At 44.1% G+C, this 19,258-nt stretch carries 16 protein-coding genes; 6 read left to right on the top strand and 10 right to left on the bottom strand.

What is annotated here, in order from left to right:
• Positions 1 to 18: 18 nt before the first annotated feature.
• From lapB to sohB, 6 genes are all read right to left on the bottom strand, one after another.
• Entirely contained in the window at positions 19 to 1,194 is a 1,176-nt protein-coding gene (gene lapB / locus ACHFJ9_RS17620) for a lipopolysaccharide assembly protein LapB (protein ID WP_005376665.1), read from the bottom strand.
• 18 nt (positions 1,195 to 1,212) lie between these two features.
• On the bottom strand, positions 1,213 to 1,509 hold the full coding sequence (locus ACHFJ9_RS17625; protein WP_005397112.1) for a LapA family protein: 297 nt from the start codon (positions 1,507 to 1,509) through the stop codon (positions 1,213 to 1,215).
• Between the two features lie 263 nt (positions 1,510 to 1,772).
• Positions 1,773 to 2,054 carry an integration host factor subunit beta gene (gene ihfB, locus ACHFJ9_RS17630; protein ID WP_005385816.1) on the bottom strand — a complete coding sequence of 94 codons (282 nt, stop codon included), beginning with the start codon at positions 2,052 to 2,054 and terminating at the stop codon, positions 1,773 to 1,775.
• 213 nt (positions 2,055 to 2,267) lie between these two features.
• A complete protein-coding gene (gene rpsA, locus ACHFJ9_RS17635) occupies positions 2,268 to 3,938 on the bottom strand; it encodes a 30S ribosomal protein S1 (protein ID WP_005385817.1) in 1,671 nt (556 codons plus the stop codon).
• A gap of 110 nt (positions 3,939 to 4,048) precedes the next feature.
• Complete coding sequence (gene cmk, locus ACHFJ9_RS17640; RefSeq protein WP_005397113.1) at positions 4,049 to 4,729, bottom strand: (d)CMP kinase; 681 nt, start codon at positions 4,727 to 4,729, stop codon at positions 4,049 to 4,051.
• A 208-nt stretch (positions 4,730 to 4,937) separates the two neighbouring features.
• Complete coding sequence (gene sohB / locus ACHFJ9_RS17645) at positions 4,938 to 5,999, bottom strand: protease SohB (RefSeq protein ID WP_005385819.1); 1,062 nt, start codon at positions 5,997 to 5,999, stop codon at positions 4,938 to 4,940.
• A gap of 254 nt (positions 6,000 to 6,253) precedes the next feature.
• On the opposite strand from sohB, the gene ACHFJ9_RS17650 reads away from it, so the two are divergent.
• From ACHFJ9_RS17650 to ACHFJ9_RS17665, 4 genes are all read left to right on the top strand, one after another.
• On the top strand, positions 6,254 to 7,000 hold the full coding sequence (locus ACHFJ9_RS17650) for a YciK family oxidoreductase (protein ID WP_394623486.1): 747 nt from the start codon (positions 6,254 to 6,256) through the stop codon (positions 6,998 to 7,000).
• 129 nt (positions 7,001 to 7,129) lie between these two features.
• Complete coding sequence (imuA, locus tag ACHFJ9_RS17655; RefSeq protein WP_258431357.1) at positions 7,130 to 7,822, top strand: translesion DNA synthesis-associated protein ImuA; 693 nt, start codon at positions 7,130 to 7,132, stop codon at positions 7,820 to 7,822.
• 4 nt (positions 7,823 to 7,826) lie between these two features.
• Positions 7,827 to 9,230: a Y-family DNA polymerase gene (locus tag ACHFJ9_RS17660; protein ID WP_395355743.1), complete on the top strand. Its 1,404-nt coding sequence runs from the start codon at positions 7,827 to 7,829 to the stop codon at positions 9,228 to 9,230.
• Positions 9,231 to 9,257: 27 nt separating this feature from the next.
• Entirely contained in the window at positions 9,258 to 12,332 is a 3,075-nt protein-coding gene (locus ACHFJ9_RS17665; protein WP_395355745.1) for an error-prone DNA polymerase, read from the top strand.
• Positions 12,333 to 12,407: 75 nt separating this feature from the next.
• Here ACHFJ9_RS17665 and ACHFJ9_RS17670 read toward each other — a convergent pair whose 3' ends face one another.
• Positions 12,408 to 13,361 carry a chemotaxis protein CheV gene (locus ACHFJ9_RS17670; RefSeq protein WP_005398212.1) on the bottom strand — a complete coding sequence of 318 codons (954 nt, stop codon included), beginning with the start codon at positions 13,359 to 13,361 and terminating at the stop codon, positions 12,408 to 12,410.
• A gap of 370 nt (positions 13,362 to 13,731) precedes the next feature.
• Positions 13,732 to 14,949 (bottom strand): ROK family protein, encoded by a 1,218-nt coding sequence (locus ACHFJ9_RS17675; protein ID WP_005398213.1) that lies wholly within the window; start codon positions 14,947 to 14,949, stop codon positions 13,732 to 13,734.
• A 412-nt stretch (positions 14,950 to 15,361) separates the two neighbouring features.
• Between ACHFJ9_RS17675 and pyk the strand changes: the two genes are divergently transcribed.
• On the top strand, positions 15,362 to 16,804 hold the full coding sequence (gene pyk / locus ACHFJ9_RS17680; RefSeq protein ID WP_256965918.1) for a pyruvate kinase: 1,443 nt from the start codon (positions 15,362 to 15,364) through the stop codon (positions 16,802 to 16,804).
• A 121-nt stretch (positions 16,805 to 16,925) separates the two neighbouring features.
• Here the strand turns inward: pyk and ACHFJ9_RS17685 are convergent, their stop codons facing one another.
• Together ACHFJ9_RS17685 and ACHFJ9_RS17690 are read right to left on the bottom strand one after the other, a co-directional pair.
• Positions 16,926 to 18,077: a patatin family protein gene (locus tag ACHFJ9_RS17685; protein ID WP_395355748.1), complete on the bottom strand. Its 1,152-nt coding sequence runs from the start codon at positions 18,075 to 18,077 to the stop codon at positions 16,926 to 16,928.
• Positions 18,078 to 18,121: 44 nt separating this feature from the next.
• A complete protein-coding gene (locus tag ACHFJ9_RS17690) occupies positions 18,122 to 18,214 on the bottom strand; it encodes a YnhF family membrane protein (RefSeq protein WP_005372970.1) in 93 nt (30 codons plus the stop codon).
• A 127-nt stretch (positions 18,215 to 18,341) separates the two neighbouring features.
• Here ACHFJ9_RS17690 and ACHFJ9_RS17695 point away from each other — a divergent pair, with 127 nt between their 5' ends.
• Complete coding sequence (locus ACHFJ9_RS17695) at positions 18,342 to 18,932, top strand: outer membrane beta-barrel protein (RefSeq protein WP_104969631.1); 591 nt, start codon at positions 18,342 to 18,344, stop codon at positions 18,930 to 18,932.
• Positions 18,933 to 19,258: the final 326 nt, after the last annotated feature.

The raw sequence follows: 19,258 nt of genomic DNA on the forward strand, positions 1-19,258 counted from the left end.
CTGTCAGCTGCATTAAAATTATTCACCATCCAATCCGCGGATTGGCTTGATCGTCCCCCACCCTTTACAGGATGGGCAGTGCCAATAAAGGGAATGAGTAGAAAACCCACACTTCCGGCATCGGTAGTGTGGTTTCACTTTTAACTGTTCCCCCACCATCGCTTGTAGCGTCGATAGACTGTCCTTCGCGCGACCGTCTTCTGCTTCAGCAATGTGGTAGTCAATTAATCGATAAAAGCCCTTCATGGTTGGATTTTTCAGCAGCTGTTTGGTCAGCAGCTCTTGTGCAGCCCCGACGTTCTCGTGGTGAGCAACCAACTGAGCCAACATTAACTCGGCTGATACGCCTGCTTTCTTATCAATACAAGCTCGCAGAAACTCGACAAGTTCATCTTCCTGGCCCAGATGATGGTAGCACTCTGCAATGGTTGGTAAGACATCGCTGATAAAGTCTTTGTCTTGCTCAAGCACACCCGTCAGGTATTTTATCGTGTGTTTATAATCTTCAGACTCTAGATAAATTCGTCCCAAAGCAATACTCGCTCGAACACACTTTGGGTCTTCTGCTAGGGCTTTTTTAAAGTGCTGTATTGCCTTATTAGTATTACCATCGGCTTGGTCGAGCATGGCAATTTCACACCAAAAATGAGCAATATTCGCACGCATTCTGGAGCGTTTATTACCCAACTTAGCCAATTGATTGGCGTAATAAATTGCTTTTTCCCATTCACGTGTTTGTTGGTAAATGGTTACCAATTGCTGAAGGGCCGCTTCTTTGTAGTCTGGCTCTTCGACTAACTGTTCGAAGATTTTCTCTGCACGATCGAGAAAACCAGAGACCATGTAATCTTTCGCCAACTGTTGAAGTGCAAGATTCTTTTGATCCAGTGTTAAGCCAGAGCGAGAAATGAGATTTTGGTGAATTCGGATTGCACGGTCGACTTCGCCACGAGACCGGAATAGGTTACCCAACGCAAGGTGAGTATCGATTGTCTCGTTATCAACTTGGAGCAATTCAATAAAGTGATCAACAGCCTTATCTGATTGGTCAGAGAGCAGCAGATTAAGACCCGTCATATACTGACGAGAGATTTGATGAGATTGCTTCTGCTTGTCTTGCTGAGCGCTGCGATGCCCCATATACCAGCCATACGCAGCAGCTATAGGCAATAACAAGAAGAGTAGTTCAAGCATTAAAGTTAAGCCTTATCCTTATGCCTGTTTTTCGATGGCTGGCTTATCAGCAGGTTTGTTTGCATCTGTAGGTTCGTACTTTTTCAGTTTTTTCTTTAAACGACGAACTTGTAGCTGAGTTTTCAGCTGGATACTACCAAAGATAACCCACGCTAAAGCAAAGCCAACCACAAATACCACACCTAATAGTGTAGATAAGTGGAACTCTCCTTTGGCTAGAAGATAGTTAAAAGTCACGAGCTCTTGGTTTTGGGAACCTAACGCCAATGCAATTAAAAAGAGAGCTAAAACAGCAACGATTTTTATAATTTTCATTTACATCACCCTTCTAGGAGTAAGTCGGTAAGATTATGCAGGAAAATGCTTCTTCAGACTACGTATATTAGCAATAATCTATACCCAAGTAACCTCAAGATGCTTAGTTTGTAGACACGCCTAGAAGTTAAAGTTACTTGGGTGTAGAAAGCTGCAAAGAAAACAGCCAGAATCAACAGCTCGCTTCGTAAACTGCTTGGATACATTACAAAAAAGCGGCATACACAAACGTATGCCGCTTTTTTCAAACTAATAAGAGTGCGTTAGCCAATATTTACACGCTCACGAAGCTCTTTACCAGGTTTGAAATGTGGAACGTATTTACCTTCCAATTCCACTTTATCGCCCGTTTTAGGGTTACGACCTACGCGAGGCTCGCGGTAATGAAGAGAAAAACTACCAAAGCCGCGGATCTCGATACGGTCACCGCTCTCTAGCGTAGAGGCCATGTGCTCTAAAATATCTTTTACAGCATCCTCTACCTCTTTCGCTGATAAGTGTGTTTGCTCAGCGCAGAGTCTTTCAATCAGTTCAGACTTAGTCATAGTTGCCCTCTTTGAGTATCTTTATCACTTATTATAGTAAGTAATACTAATTCCAACAAACACTTGCTGACAATTCTAGACAAATTTTATGCAAAATGCGCAATGAAGAAATGCCTTTTATTAAGATAGTTTACCGTCATTAGTATTACTACTTAAATATGCTCAAATATAAAAAAGGAGCCTTGCGGCTCCTTTTTTGCTTAAGCGAGTATATTATTCGCCTTTAGCAGCTTTGAAAGCGTCAGCCATTGCGTTACCGAATGCATTGTCATCTTGCTTGTTGATAGATGCCATTGCTTCTTGCTCGTCAGCTTCGTCTTTAGCTTTGATAGATAGGTTGATTACGCGGTTCTTACGGTCTACACCTGTGAACTTCGCTTCAACAACATCACCAGCGCTTAGGATTAGAGAAGCATCTTCTACGCGATCGCGAGATACTTCAGAAGCACGGATGTAACCTTCAACGCCTTCTGCGATTTCAACAGTAGCGCCTTTAGCGTCAACAGCAGTTACAGTAGCGTTAACTAGAACACCTTTCTTGTTGTCAGCAACGTAAGCATTGAATGGGTCGTTTTCCATTTGCTTGATGCCTAGAGAGATGCGCTCACGCTCAGCGTCTACTGCTAGAACAACTGCAGAGATCTCGTCGCCTTTCTTGTACTCACGTACAGCTTCTTCGCCAGCAACATTCCAAGAAATGTCAGATAGGTGAACTAGACCGTCGATGCCGCCTTCTAGACCGATGAAGATACCGAAGTCAGTAATAGACTTGATCTTACCAGTAACTTTGTCGCCTTTAGCTTGTGCTTCAGCGAATGACTGCCATGGGTTAGCTTTACACTGTTTCAGACCTAGAGAGATACGACGACGTTCTTCGTCGATTTCAAGAACCATAACCTCAACTTCGTCGCCAACATTAACAACTTTAGAAGGGTGGATGTTCTTGTTAGTCCAATCCATTTCTGAAACGTGAACTAGACCTTCAACGCCTTCTTCGATTTCAACGAAGCAGCCGTAGTCAGTTAGGTTAGTTACGCGACCAGTTAGTTTGTGACCTTCTGGGTAACGCTTAGCGATTGCTACCCATGGATCTTCGCCTAGTTGCTTAAGACCTAGTGATACGCGAGTACGCTCACGGTCGAACTTAAGAACTTTAACTTGGATCTCGTCACCAACGTTAACGATTTCAGATGGGTGCTTAACGCGCTTCCAAGCCATATCAGTGATATGTAGAAGACCGTCAACGCCACCTAGGTCAACGAACGCACCGTAGTCAGTAAGGTTCTTAACGATACCTTTAACTTCAGAACCTTCTTGTAGAGTTTCTAGAAGCTCGTCACGCTCAACGCTGTTTTCAGATTCGATAACAGCACGACGTGAAACAACTACGTTGTTACGTTTTTGGTCAAGTTTGATAACTTTGAACTCTAGCTCTTTGTTTTCTAGGTGAGCAGTGTCGCGGATTGGGCGTACGTCTACTAGAGAGCCAGGAAGGAAAGCACGGATACCGTTTAGTTCAACAGTGAAACCGCCTTTAACTTTACCGTTGATGATACCAACAACAGTTTCAGCTTCTTCGTAAGCTTTCTCAAGTACGATCCAAGCTTCGTGACGCTTAGCTTTCTCACGAGAAAGTTGAGTTTCACCGAAACCATCTTCAACAGCGTCTAGAGCCACGTCTACTTCAGCGCCAACTTCAACTTCAAGTTCGCCAGCAGCGTTCTTGAACTGTTCAGCAGGGATAGCAGATTCAGACTTAAGACCAGCGTCAACAAGAACGAAACCGTTCTCGATAGCTACTACAGTACCTTTAACGATGCTGCCTTGTTGGAATTCTGTTTCGTTTAGAAACTCTTCAAAGAGTTGAGCAAAAGATTCAGTCATTTAGTTAATCTTCAATAAATTAAACTTCCACGGGTATCCTACCGCATGGGGTTATTAAATTCGCCAGTCATCATCCTTGCGACCAACGCTCTTAGTCTAGCCGAGTATCATTACTCAGCTAGCTTCGATTCGATATATTGTAGTGCCTTTTCTACTACTTCGTCGATAGTCATCGACGTAGAATCTAGCACAAGCGCATCCTCAGCAGGGCGTAGTGGCGCCACTGGGCGGTTACGATCTCGGTCGTCACGCTCTTGGATCTCGCTTAAAAGGTCAGCAAATTTAACATCTAACCCTTTCTCTTGCAACTGTTTAAGGCGTCGATTTGCACGCTCTTCTGCGCTCGCATCAAGGAAGATTTTCGCTTGTGCACTTGGGAATACAATTGTGCCCATATCACGACCATCAGCCACTAGGCCCGGAGCGGCTTCAAATGCACGCTGACGACGTAATAATGCTTCACGAACACGTGGCAGAGCCGCAACTTTAGATGCTGCCATACCCGTTTCTTCTTTGCGAAGCTCCCCTGACACATCTTCGCCTTCTAGAACGACCTTAACTAAGTCGCCCTCTGCGATAAATTGAACGTCTAGGTGTGTTGCCAGTGGGACAAGTGCGTCTTCTGACTCTGTGTCGACACCGTGGTGAATCGCAGCGAGTGCAAGTACACGATAAATTGCGCCAGAATCTAAGAGTTGGAAACCCAACTTTTTCGCCAGCAACATACATAAAGTGCCTTTACCTGCACCACTAGGTCCATCTACGGTTACAACCGGAGTTTGAGAGGACATGTTCTTCTCCACCTATAGTTTCTTTTCAGCAATTTGCTCGGTTTTCGAGGCGCGCATTATACGGGTAATCGCCTTTTGGAGCGAGGAAAAATGTCGTGTAAAGCATTACACCTAATGCCCAATTGGATTCATCAATAAACATAAGGTTCAACAAAAACGGCGAGAGCTTCCACCCTCGCCGTTTTAAATGTCATGATCTTAGGTTCGATTAAACAATCGGTTTTTGGCCACGCTCAGCTAACTTTAAGATCACACTATCAGCAACTTTGCCCGCGACACCTGCTAGCTTGTCTGCCAGTTTTTTCTTCTGCACATAATGCACAGAAAGTACGGTTTTATCTTTGCATGCCGCAACAACGATATCATCAGATGTACTAATATCATCCACCAAACCAAGCTCTTTCGCTTGTGTACCGAACCAGTGCTCACCTGTGGCTACTTTGTCTAGGTCCAAACTAGGACGACGCTCGCGAATAAAGTCTTTAAACAAGACATGTGTTTCTTCAAGCTCTTGCTTAAACTTATCGCGCGCTTTATCGGTATTCTCACCAAACATCGTTAGCGTGCGTTTATATTCACCCGCGGTTAGTTGTTCGTACTCAATGTCATGTTTCTTCAACAGTTTGTTGAAGTTAGGAATTTGCGCGATAACGCCAATAGAGCCCACAATTGCAAACGGTGCAGAAACAATCTTATCTGCGACACATGCCATCATGTAACCGCCACTTGCCGCAACTTTGTCAACAGAGATGGTCAGAGGAAGACCCGCAGCTTTGATTCGGTCCAGTTGAGAAGAGGCAAGGCCGTAACCATGAACCATACCACCGCCAGATTCTAAACGAAGTAATACTTCATCACCTTCACGTGCGACAGCCAAAATAGCGGTGATTTCTTCACGTAGAGACGCGACTTCTTTTGCGTCTATGCTGCCGTTGAAATCAAGAACGAATAGGTGTGGTTCACGCTTGCTATCTAATGAACCGTCTTTGCTCGCTTGTTTGATCTCTTTTTCACGAGATTTGTTTTTCTCTTTCTCTTCTTTCTTGACCGCTTTATCTCGAGCCTTGATGAAAGCATCGTCATGTAAATGATGTTCTAACTGCTCAACAGATTGTTTGTGTTGCTCTGAAAGGTTGGTAATCTCTAACTCCCCTTTCGCCGCACCCGATTTGCCACCAGCCGATTTTGCAATAATGAGCAGAACAATTATCGCAGCAACCACTGTGATAATTTTGGCCAGAAACAGACCATAATCTAATAAAAATTCCAACGAGAGCTCCTTTATCTCATTTCAGATGACGTTAGTATGTTACGCAGAAACATCAGCGAGAAGGCAGCGCGGTTTGTAACCACTTGTTCTGATTGATAGCATACCTAACGAAAGTTCTGGAATTGGTATAACACATGAATTGGTGTATTGTAACCATCTTGTCACGATTACCAAGATTTTCCATTGAGAAACAGGCGTTTTTTAGCGTCAATTAACTATCATGGACCCTCTTACAATAATAAGGATTTATCGCCGTGAACTACTCCGTTTCAGCTGATGCTCTAAAAGGTAAAGTCATTCTTGTTACTGGCGCTGGTAATGGCATCGGCCGTCAAGCCGCGCTTTCTTATGCCGAGCACGGTGCAACTGTTATTCTCTTGGGTAGAAATGTGCAAAACCTTGAATCTATCTATGATGAGATTGAAGCCGCTGGCTACCCACAAGCTGCTATCATTCCTCTGGATCTCAAGGGCGCAACTAAGCAAAATTACATTGATATGGCAGAGACAATCGAAGGACAGTTTGGTCGTTTGGATGGCCTATTACACAACGCAGGTGTCTTGAGTTCGCTGTGTCCATTTGATCAAATCAAAGAGGAAGATTTCGACGATATCATGCAGATCAACGTGAAAGCAGAAGTGTTAATGACTCAAGCACTACTGCCTGTGATGCGTAAATCAGAAGCTGGGCGTATTATCTTTACCTCTTCGACCGTCGGCCACTCTGGTCGCGCTTTCTGGGGGCCATACGCTATCTCTAAATTTGCCGTAGAAGGCATGATGCAAGTTTTGGCTGACGAGCTGAGTGATACGCCGATCCGTGTTAACGCAATTAACCCTGGTGCAACTCGTACTCGCATGCGTGAAAAAGCATACCCGGGTGAAGATGCAAATACTCTCAAAACGCCATTGGATCTCATGCCGCTATATTTGCACTTAATGGATCCAGCGATTACCGATGTGAATGGTCAGTGCATCGACGCTCAACCGAAGCGTAAATAACGAATTCAGGTGACCTCACATAATCGATTGAAAAGGCAGCAAACGCTGCCTTTTTTCATTTCTCTCTTCATAAAAATCTTGCGACTTTCTGCCATAGAAATATACTGTACATATATACAGGTATTTATTATGCACGATATTATTCAGCACTTAAAAAGCCAGCACCTTGTTTGGCAAGCAAATTTAACGAAAACAGATCCTCAGCAATTGCGGACTAGTTCCGGGTTTTCTGAATTAGATGATTTGCTCGGCGGAGGCTTTCCACCTCATGGCGTAGTGGAGATGGAATCTATTGGTAGTATTGGTGAATTGCGTTTGCTCGCTCCTTATTTAAAAGCCACCCAGACCAATGGTGTGACTGCATTTATTCAACCTCCCGCGTTAGTGAATTCTCTGTTCTTACACTACATCGGTTTGGATATAAACCAAGTGTGGGTCGTTAATCCAGCTCACCCCAAAGATGCTCTTTGGGCTGCAGAACAATGTCTGAAAAGTGGGGTATGCAGTAATGTTTTATTATGGCAAGAAGAGCTTGAAATACATCAAGTGAAACGCTTACAGGTAGCGAGTGAACAAGGCACTTGTCCTCTATTTATGCTCAAGCCTAATATGACCAACCGCTTGTCTTTACCTGTGTCATTAAGCCTAAAGCTGCAAGGTAATGTACAAGGCGTCAGAGTGGAAGTTCTCAAGCGAAAAGGCGGTTGGAGCAAAGGCAGTGTCGATATCAGTTTCCAACACCACTACCCACAACTGGTAATGCCAAGCACGACTCACATTCCATCAACGGTGGTCAATTTCCCATTGGTGAACCAAGGTTAGTAATATGGCTTTATGGATTTACTTGCACTTCCCTCGCCTACAGCTAGATGCACTCTTTGGTGATAACCAAAATCAACCCGTGGTGATTGTAGAAAGCCAACGTTGCCAGATTCTTCAATACAACGAGATTGCCGAGCAACAAGGTATTAAGCCTGGTATGGGCTTAGGCAGTGCTGCGTCCTTGTGTCGAGATTTACAAGTGCATCCTTATCATCCGCACACCGAATTGAGCAAGTTACAAGAAATTGCTCAATGGCTGTATTTGATCACATCTGACATTGTGTTGATGCCAAACCAAGGTATTTTACTGCGTACTACTCCAATGCTCTCTCTGTATGAAGGGCTTGAAAACTATTGGAATAAAGTCAGAGCTCACTTATCGGAGCTGAAACTGAGTTTTCAATTCGGATGTGGTTTTTCGCCTTTTGCTGCCAAATTGATGGCATTATCAGGAGCGAACGTCATCAGCGAAGACAAATCTGCCATACAAAAAGCCTTATCACCACTACCGTTAACACTGACAGATTTATCAATCGCTACCGTAGAGAAGTTACAACGTGTAGGCGTCACCACATTGCAAAACCTGCTTGAACTGCCATTGCAAGACATCGCACGACGCTTTGATATCGATTTGGTGAACTACGTTGGTCGACTGACTGGGCAATTTAAACACCCTGTCGACTTTTATCACCCTACCGAATCCTTCCAAGTTTATTTAGAGCTGTTGTTTGAGATCGAAAACGTTCAGTGGATTGAAAAGCCGTTGGCCAAATTACTTCGTCAACTCGAAACCTTTCTTAAATTAAGAGATAAGGTCGCTTTTGAACTGTGTTTAACACTCCACCAGCGTGAGAAACAAGAGCAACACCTTCAACTCACTTCTGCGCAAGGTGATTACCTATGTCAGCGTTGGCAACAGTTAGCGAGTTTAAGCTTAGAATCACTCTCGCTTAATGGCCCAATCACAGGGCTAACGTTAAAAGTCGTCCGTCAAGGTGAGCCTCTTAGTGCATCACGCGATCTCTTTGCTGGGCAGAAAGGAAACATGAATGCTTTAGAGCTGCTCTCTTTACTGCAAGCTAAATTGGGAAAAAGTGCCGTTTTAAAACCCAATATTGCTTGCGATCCTAGACCAGAAAAGGCCAGTCAGTATCGCCCTGCTGATGCTCCGGATGAAAAGGGGCACGCCATACCATCCATACTACGCCCCGCAATGCAATTACCCACTCCCATTGTATTGCAAGAGCAAGTTTCTTTGGTCCACGGACCTGAGCGAATAGTTTCTGGGTGGTGGGATGGTGATGAGATCATGCGTGATTACTACATTGCACACACCAAGCAAGGCCGCTGGTTATGGATATTTCGTGATCAGCACAAGCACTGGTTTCTTCATGGCTATTTTTGTTAAATCGACAGTTATTTTTGTTGGGTCATTATGAGTTACGCGGAACTATTTTGTCAGTCTAACTTCTCTTTTTTGACTGGGGCTTCTCATGCAGAAGAGCTAGTACTCCAAGCTGCTTTCTATCGCTATCAAGCTCTAGCCATAACGGATGAATGTTCGGTCGCGGGCGTTGTCAAAGCCCATGCGACAATCGAACAACATAAACTCGATATCAAACAAATCGTTGGAAGTATGTTTTGGTTAAATGATGAATGCCAAATCGTACTGCTTTGCCCTTGTCGCAAGGCTTATGCCGAGTTGTGTCGTATCATCACAAACGCAAGAAGACGAAGTGAAAAAGGCAACTATCAACTGTTCGAATGGGATTTGATGTCGATTCGACATTGCTTGGTATTGTGGCTGCCCACACATCAAGAGAGTGATCACTATTGGGGACGCTGGCTCAATCAACACCACGCTAATCGTTTGTGGGTAGCGATTCAGCGCCATTTGAGTAACAACGATACTGAGTACATTGCGCACTGCGAGCAGTTAGCACATGAATTTCAATTACCTATAACTGCCTGCGGAGGCGTTCTCATGCATGATGTTGAACGCTTGCCATTACAGCATGTACTTACCGCTATAAAACATGGGTGTAGCGTCGATAAACTCGGTTTTGATCGTATTTCGAATACAGAACGAGCGCTTCGTCCTTTTAAAAAACTGGTTCGGATTTACAAACCAGAATGGCTGGAAGAAAGTACTTACATCGCCGATTTATGCGAGTTTAAGCTCTCCGATTTAAAATACGAATATCCTACCGAGCTAATCCCAGATGGTTATACACCCGACTCTTACTTACGTATGTTAGTCGAGCGTGGTAAAAAGCTGCGTTTTCCTGAAGGCGTGCCAGCAGAAGTCAATCAAACCATCGAGAATGAACTTGCGCTTATTCAAGAGCTGAAATACCACTACTACTTCCTTACCATCCATGACATCGTAATGTTCGCGAAACAACAAGGCATTCTTTACCAAGGTCGAGGTTCCGCCGCAAACTCTGTGGTGTGCTATTGCCTGGAAATTACCGCCGTCGACCCTCGACAAATCGCAGTCTTATTCGAACGATTTATCAGTAAAGAACGTAAGGAACCGCCGGATATTGATGTGGACTTTGAACACGAGCGCCGTGAAGAGGTTATCCAATATATTTACAAAAAATATGGCCGTGAGCGTGCAGCACTTGCTGCAACAGTGATCAGCTATCGCTTTAAAAGTGCCGTGCGTGAAGTCGGTAAAGCGCTAGGGATTGAAGAGACCCAATTAGATTTTTTCATTAAGAACGTTAATCGCCGAGATCGCAGCCAAGGCTGGCAAGCTCAAATTATTGAACTTGGCTTACAACCAGAATCTCTCAAAGGGCAGCAGTTTATCCAATTGGTCAACGAGATAATTGGCTTCCCACGCCACTTATCTCAGCACGTGGGTGGTTTTGTAATTTCATCTGGCCCTTTATATGAGTTAGTACCTGTTGAAAATGCCTCGATGGAAGATCGCACTATCATTCAATGGGACAAAGACGATTTAGAAAGCTTGAAGCTATTAAAAGTCGATGTGCTCGCACTCGGCATGTTAAACGCCATCAAAAAGTGCTTTCAACTGGTCGAGAAACACCACCAGCGCTCCCTCTCTATTTCCGAGATCACTCGCCGACAAGATGATCCACACGTGTACCGCATGATTCAAAAGGCCGACACGATAGGCGTATTCCAAATTGAATCTCGTGCACAAATGAGCATGCTCCCTCGCTTAAAGCCCGCTTGTTATTACGATTTAGTGATTCAAATTGCGATTGTTCGTCCAGGCCCTATTCAGGGTGATATGGTGCATCCTTTTTTAAAACGGCGTGATCACAAAGAGCCTGTCAGTTATCCATCGGAAGAAGTAAAAAGCGTTCTTGAGCGGACTATGGGCGTCCCAATTTTCCAAGAGCAAGTAATCAAGTTAGCCATGGTAGCAGCTGGGTTTAGCGGCGGCGAGGCCGATCAACTCCGTCGAGCAATGGCATCATGGAAAAAGAATGGCGATCTGGCTAAATTCAGGCCAAAACTGATCAATGGTATGCAAGAGAGAGGTTATGACTTAGCGTTTGCTGAGCGCATTTTCGATCAGATTTGCGGCTTTGGTGAGTACGGCTTCCCTGAAAGTCATTCAGCGTCTTTCGCAGTGCTGGCATATTGTTCTGCATGGTTAAAATATTATTACCCAGCAGAATTTTACACTGCACTGTTGAACAGCCAACCAATGGGATTTTATAGCCCATCGCAATTAGTACAAGATGCTCGCCGACATGGAGTCGAAGTATTGCCGGTGTGCGTCAATCATTCAAAATATCAGCATCATCTCGTCTCACGCCCGAATGGCAGGCTCGGCGTGCAACTTGGTTTTCGCTTGGTGAAAGGCTTTAACGCAGAAAGTGCGCAAAGGCTTATTGAGCGCAAACCACTTAATGGTTACCGCTCGATTCAAGAAGTAAAGCAGATATTAAGAAGCCGAAGTGACATTGAATTATTGGCTTCAGCCAATGCATTTCAGATCCTATCGGGGAATCGTTATAACGCACGCTGGGCAGCAATGGATTCCTTATCTGACCTACCATTGTTTCACAAGGCCGAAGAACCCAGTGTTAGCTACCAAACTCAGCCCTCAGAATATGAAAATTTAATTGAGGATTACGCGAGCACGGGACTATCTCTTAGCCGCCACCCGATTAAATTATTAGAAGAAACGGGCAAACTCCCTCATTTTACCCGCATGAGGCAACTGGCAGAGAAACCGCATAGGTCATTGGTCACAGTGGTAGGCGTGGTAACGGGAAGACAATCTCCAGGCACCGCCACTGGCGTGACATTTTTTACGTTAGAAGATGACACAGGCAACATTAATGTGGTCGTTTGGCAAGCGACAGCACGAGCCCAAAAGCAAGCGTATTTAGGCGCTAAAGTATTAATGGTGAAAGGCATTCTTGAAAGAGAGGGAGAAGTCACGCACGTTATTGCTGGCAAGTTGATTGATTGCACGCACTATTTGAATAATCTACAAAGTAAATCTCGCGACTTTCATTAGTACAGAGATATTAATAAGCGAGGCGTTAAAAAATCAGAGGGAGAGCTGCTCCCCCTCTGATTTCACTATATCTAATCATGCACTTTTAGAAAGCATCTGGCGTAACCGGTCTTGAGCAACTTCAACCAACAGATCTGGTTGGAATTTAGAGATAAAACGATCACAACCTACTTTTTGTACCATGGCTTCATTAAAGCTGCCGCTCAGAGAGGTGTTCAACGTAATAAACAACTTAGACATACGTGGATCTTGGCGCACTTCATGAGTCAGTTTATAACCGTCCATTTCAGGCATTTCAGCATCCGTAATCATCATCAACAGCTCTTTTTCTACGTCTTTCCCTTCATCACACCAGCGCTTTAAAACTGTTAGCGCTTCTAGTCCGTCACGACACTCGATGATATTCATACCCAATTGAGAAAGCGTATCGCGAACTTGATTACGAGCTGTAGATGAATCATCCACAATCAGAACATTACGCCCGACCATTGCTTGGGCAAGTTCTTGATCCAGAATGTCCGCTGAAATCGTGACATCGTAATGCACGATCTCTGCTAAAACTTTTTCTACGTCAATTATTTCGACAATTTGAGAGGCATCCCCCTCTTTGATTTGCGTGATCGCCGTGAGGTAATTCGAGCGACCAGACGTGGAAGGAGGCGGCTGAATTTCAGTCCATGCCGTATTAATAATGTTTTTAACCGGACCGACTAAGAAGCCCTGCACCGTACGGTTGTACTCTGTCACGATCAAATTTTCTTCTTCCGCTTCACCACGCAAAGCAGGGAAACCTATTGCGCCACGCAAATCAATCACTGGCACCGCTTCACCTCGTAAAGAAGCGACCCCACGAATGTTGTAGTGTGAGCCAGGAAGCTTGGTTAACGGTGGCAGCTTGATGACCTCTTTCACTTTGAACACATTAATCGCAAACAATTGGCGACTATTTAAAGTGAACAGCAGAAGCTCTAGTCGGTTTTCACCAACCAAGTTCGTACGCTGGTCAACCGTATTTAACACTCCGGACATACTACTACCTAAATTATGGATAATTCTTATTTTTACTCGAAATCAATACAGACACATCAAGGTTCTAAACCCAAATAACCTTAAGATATTTGTTTTTCGAGCATGGCTTGAAAGTACAACGGTTTCAGCGTATTACTTCCCTTCTATTTGCATCAGACACAAAGTCACTCTACACATTGAAAGCCATTTGGGTTTATTTACTTGAGCTTTTTAGGAAATTACATGAATGGCGCAGATATAGCAATGCAGCACAACTCAAATTCACCTTCTAGTAATAGGCGATCAAAAAGGGTGAGCTGTTAAGCCTCACCCTAAATCATCTAAAAATGTATAGGCTCGACACCTAAAGACTTAATCATATTTGAAGCAATTAGCCTTCCACAACCTTCATCAATAACTGACCATCGTACAACGCTTGCTTGATCAACGCGGCACCAGGCATTGTGGCTTGCTTATAGAAACGAGATTCCACCAGCTCAAGATCTTGGTGATAAACTGGTAAACTCTGCTCTTCGATACAGCGACGCACCGCAGGATAAAGTACATCTTTTGCTTGGTTAATCACACCACCGATCAAGATCTTCTCAGGGTTAAATAAGTTGATCACAATAGCAATTGCGGAACCTAAGTAGCGTCCAAGCTTTTCAATCACATCAACTGCCAACGGATCACCGTTCGCTGCCGCTTCACAAATGCTCTCAATACTCATTTCTTCTTGTTCAGCAAGAATAGAGTCTTCGCCATCAGCAATTCGTCTTACGACTTCTTCACGAATCGCTTGAGAACTGGCAACGGTTTCCAAACAACCAATGTTGCCACAATGACAACGTTTTCCATTTGGATCGATTTGAATATGCCCAAGCTCACCAATGTTGCCGTGACGGCCTTGCAAAACGCGCCCATCCAGAATGATGCCGGCACCTAAACCATGGTGAATAGAGATAAGAACAGAGTTGTCATTGTCTTGAGAATGGCCGAAAAGCTTTTCTGCTAATGCCCAAGCTCGCGTGTCATTGGCAATGAAAACTGGCAAGCCTGTTGCTTTATATATCTCTGGTCCAAGAGCAAGATTTTCGACATTGTAATGAGGCATTTGCAGCACGACACCTTGCTCTGAATTCACAAGGCCAGGCAGCGTAATTGCAATACTGGTAACACGGTCAAGTTGATCCGCGTAAGTTTGGAAGAATTCATCAATTTCGTAGAGCAGACGCTCAAGCACATCGTCTTGGTCACGTTCGTGTATCTCGATTTTAGTATCGATCAACACATCGCCACCTAGCTCATGCAGAGCAATAGTTAAATAACCTCGCCCCAAACGCATTGACAGAAATTGCCACCCTTCGTTGTTGACTTGCAAACCGACGGCAGGTCGACCACGACTCGTCGCTTCTTGTACTGTGGTTTCATGAATCAAGTGCGCTTCAATTAATTCTCGAGTGATTTTGGTGATACTGGCAGGAGCAAGCTCACTCTGCTTGGACAAATCAATTCGAGAAATAGGACCTTTTAGGTCAATTAGTTTATATACACGACCAGCATTGACCTGTTTGATATGATCAATATGGCCCGGTTGAGCCATGTACATCTTGCACTCCGAAATTCTATAACGAGACAATTTTTTTACTTTGCGAACTAATTGTGAAGTGAATTAATAAATCCCCGTGACAAGCATCACGTATAAACCTGTTTGTTTGTGTATTCAATCAAATAACGAAGAATCTACTCCTGTTAAATTGTTTGAAAAATAACTTATTTTTATTCACTAAATTATGAAGTAACTCCTGTTACACCAGCGCATTCTCATCAATAGGGGCTGAAACCTATGGATTATCTGTCTGTTTTACCGGGATTACTCTTAATGTAAACATTCTGTGCATATACTTATACTCAAGCAGCTTTAAGGTGTGGGCTCAGCAACGAGGCAGACCTTGAGAGCGATTGAGGAAAGTAAGGATAGAGTTCAAGTTACCTTTACACATACATTCATCGGAGAATCTATGACTTCCAAACTAAGACGAACAAAAATTGTCACCACGCTTGGTCCTTCAACGGATAAGGACAATGTACTTGAGGAGATCATCAAAGCCGGTGCAAACGTTGTCCGTATGAATTTCTCACATGGAACCAGTGAAGACCACATTCAACGCGCCAAAAAAGTCCGTACTATTGCGGCAAAGCTTGGGCGTCAAGTTGCTATCCTCGGCGACTTGCAAGGCCCTAAAATCCGCGTATCGACCTTTAAAGACGGCCAAGTCATGTTAAATGTGGGCGATAAATTCACATTAGACAGTGATTTACCAAAAGGTGAAGGCAACCAAGAGTCCGTAGGGCTAGATTATAAAGAACTGCCGCAAGATGTGTCACCAAACGACATTCTGTTACTCGATGATGGACGCGTTCAACTGCAAGTCACCAGCGTCGAAGGCAATAAAGTTCATACCCGTGTGATTGTTGGTGGTCCACTATCTAATAATAAAGGGATCAACAAAAAAGGCGGCGGATTGTCAGCCGATGCGCTCACAGAGAAAGATAAAGCCGACATTCTTACCGCCGCAGAAATTCAAGTGGACTACCTTGCTATTTCGTTCCCACGTAACGGCGAAGACATGCATTACGCTCGACGTCTAGCCAGAGATGCAGGCCTTGAAGCCATGTTGGTGGCTAAAGTCGAACGAGCAGAAACCGTCGCGACCAATGAGTCTATTGACGATATTATTCTCGCATCCGATGTAGTGATGGTAGCGCGTGGCGATTTGGGTGTAGAAATCGGCGATCCTGAACTTATTGGCGTCCAGAAAAAACTGATTCGCCGCGCACGCAGCTTAAACCGTATCGTAATTACTGCGACACAAATGATGGAGTCCATGATTGCTAGCCCGATGCCGACGCGTGCTGAAGTGATGGACGTGGCCAATGCGGTTCTAGACGGCACTGACGCAGTGATGCTATCTGGAGAGACCGCAGCAGGTAAATACCCTGTAGAAACGGTCAAATCCATGGCCGAGGTGTGTGTGGGCGCAGAAAAGATGTCTGAGGCAAGCCTATCCACTTATCGCTTAGATCGCACCTTCGAAACCGCTGAAGAAACCATCGCAATGGCAACCATGTACTCTGCGAATCACATGGAAGGAATTAAAGCGATGATCTCGTTAACAGAATCTGGCAGAACAGCGTTGATGATGTCTCGCTTAAGCTCTGGCTTACCAATATTTGCCTTATCACGTAATGAATCCACGCTCAATCGAGCTGCATTATACCGAGGCGTGACACCGGTATATTTCGAGTCAAAAAGTGATGCAGGTTTACCGACAGCTCAAGCTGCGATTGCTAGCCTTAAAGAACAAGGGTTCTTGCACAAGGGTGATTTAGTCATGATCACTCAAGGCGATGTAATGGATGTCGTTGGTTCAACCAACTGCATGCGAATTCTGCAAGCATAACCTTTATACCTAACCCTATTAACCATAGAGATTAGGTACGCACACGAATGAGGCTCCGAAAACGGAGCCTCATTTATTTACACTTCACTTTGTATTTAGCGTATGTCGTCAATACAAAAGGTTATGCACTCTCTCTGCCATCAATTTCAATATTCAGTTGGTCATAGAGTTGAACCAGATTAAACCCCGCCTGAAGTCCGAGTTGATAATCATGCTCTAGTGATTCTTGGTCACTTAACAAAGAAGAAGAACGAAGCCCCTCTTTAGGCGCGATTTGTAAAATGAAAGTGTCGTCAGGTGGAGCAGATATAAAGGCTTGAGTGAGCTCAAATGTTTGATAGTGAATCATCAGCATGTCGGCTAAACCTGAGTCAAAATTCTCACCGATTAAATGGCTTAAACGATACAAATTATCAGCACCGAACAACCAACGGCCTCCATTCAATAGCATTTTTCCGGCAAGCTTCGACTGATGGGCGGCATTAATTTTTTGTTGGAAGAACGAAGCCCAATCCAACTTCCATCGATTCACTTTTTGCTGCCATGATTGCTGCACCGAATTGATAGACTCTCGATACCACTCGACAGGCACATCCCCTACTTCACTTTGAGCTCTCGCTTCAATCTCCGAGAACGGTTCTGTTCGGATGACAATAATGTTGCGAGCATTCTGACGCCACGCTTCTTGAACAGGGATAGAAGCCGACACACCACCATCAACAAACTTATTGCCATTAACGTCGACAGGTCCGTGGTACAACTTAGGAATCGCGCATGTTGCTAACATGGTGTTAAACCACGTGTCACCCAAGATTGGTAAATATTGATCCGATAGCGTCTCTACATTTGTTACCGCTGCAAACGCACCTCGCCCTCCTAGTGCACTGCGGCCTAAATCAAGATCAAGCTTGTAAGGGAGATCTTGAATCCGCTCTAACGCCCACTCTAAACCCAGGTACTGCTGCTTTCGAATATAACGAAACAGATTAAAAAACTCAGGAGACGTTGTCAGTTCGGTAATAAAAGCTTTGCCCATACCGTGTTGACGACATAAGTAAGAGCATAAATTGAGTGCCCCAGCAGAGGTACCGTAGAATTCATCGAAAGGATCAAAGTTGGAAAGTAAAAATGCGTCTAATACGCCAGCGGTAAAAATCCCTCTCTGCCCTCCACCTTGCGTGACTAAAGCAGTTTTTCCATGCCTGAAATGCTCATAAACTTTGACATCAAGCTCAGTGTGGCTTTCTGTGATTATACCGCTGTTACGTATCATAGGCTCACGCCATTTTGTTAAAACGTTTGGTAAAAGTAGTTATCTTAAGCCGTTGTAATCGCAATGATACCAAACGACAAAAGTACTGCAAAAACAGTCACCACGATGATTAATGCGGATTTTAGATCGTGTTCCATAAACACCTCCTTAATATGTAACAAATTAATAACACCAGTGTGAAATATGTTCAAGATTTGCTTAATTTAGTCGCGCAATTTTGACTAACCCATCACAATTAGCTTAGTCATAATAAGGAGATAGGACATGAACCAAAAACTCAGCTGGCTGGTAGGAAGCATACTGCTCAGCACCGCGGTAAGTGCACAAGCCAATATTATCGTTACTCCATTCATAGGCTATACAGGTGGCGGTCAAGTAGAAGACGAAGGTGGCAATACATACGACCTCGATCCCGCAGTGAACTACGCACTTTCAATCGAGACGCCTTTTGAGAAAGGAAGAATTGGATTATTTTACTCCAACCAATCAACAGAACTTGAAAAGTTATCAAATTCGGCAGATATCCATTACCTGCAATTTCAAAGCAGCATGTACTACCCTGTTGCAGAAAACTGGCAAACCTATATTGGTGTTGGCTTGGGAGCCTCTTACACCGATGTTGATTGGGTAGACAAAAAATACGGATTTTCGGCGAGCGCTTTTGCAGGGCTGGAATATGAGTTTTCAAAGAGCTTTGCGTTGACAGCCCAATTAAGATGGTTGGGAACGGTCGTTGATAACGATACCTCTGGAGCCTGCACCCTACCTAATGACGGCTCAAACTGCATCATTAAGTTCGATACCGATTGGATGAACCAATTCCAATCAAATATTGGTTTTAGTTTCCGTTTCTAATTTTTTGTACACTTCACTTCGTAGGACTCGCCACAAAGAGTGCTGGGCGAGTCCTACACAAAGCAGATAGAGAATATCATCTAAACATCATCGCTTAGAAAAGTAACGAAGCATTCTCTAGCGGGGTGCGCAAAAGATAGCCGTACGCCCTAGTTCATCAAAATAGTTTTAAACACCAAGTCGATTATTGGATTCTAGTCATTTGTTCCATGCAATCAACCAATCCCCCACACAAAACCATAATCAAACTCAAATTTAACAAGATTAAAACCAGACAACGCATCTGAGTTAACATTTAGATTCTATTGCGCTAAGTATTATTAGAA

The organism is Vibrio sp. D3 (assembly GCF_043995865.1).
GTDB classification, from domain to species: Bacteria; Pseudomonadota; Gammaproteobacteria; order Enterobacterales; family Vibrionaceae; genus Vibrio; species Vibrio diabolicus.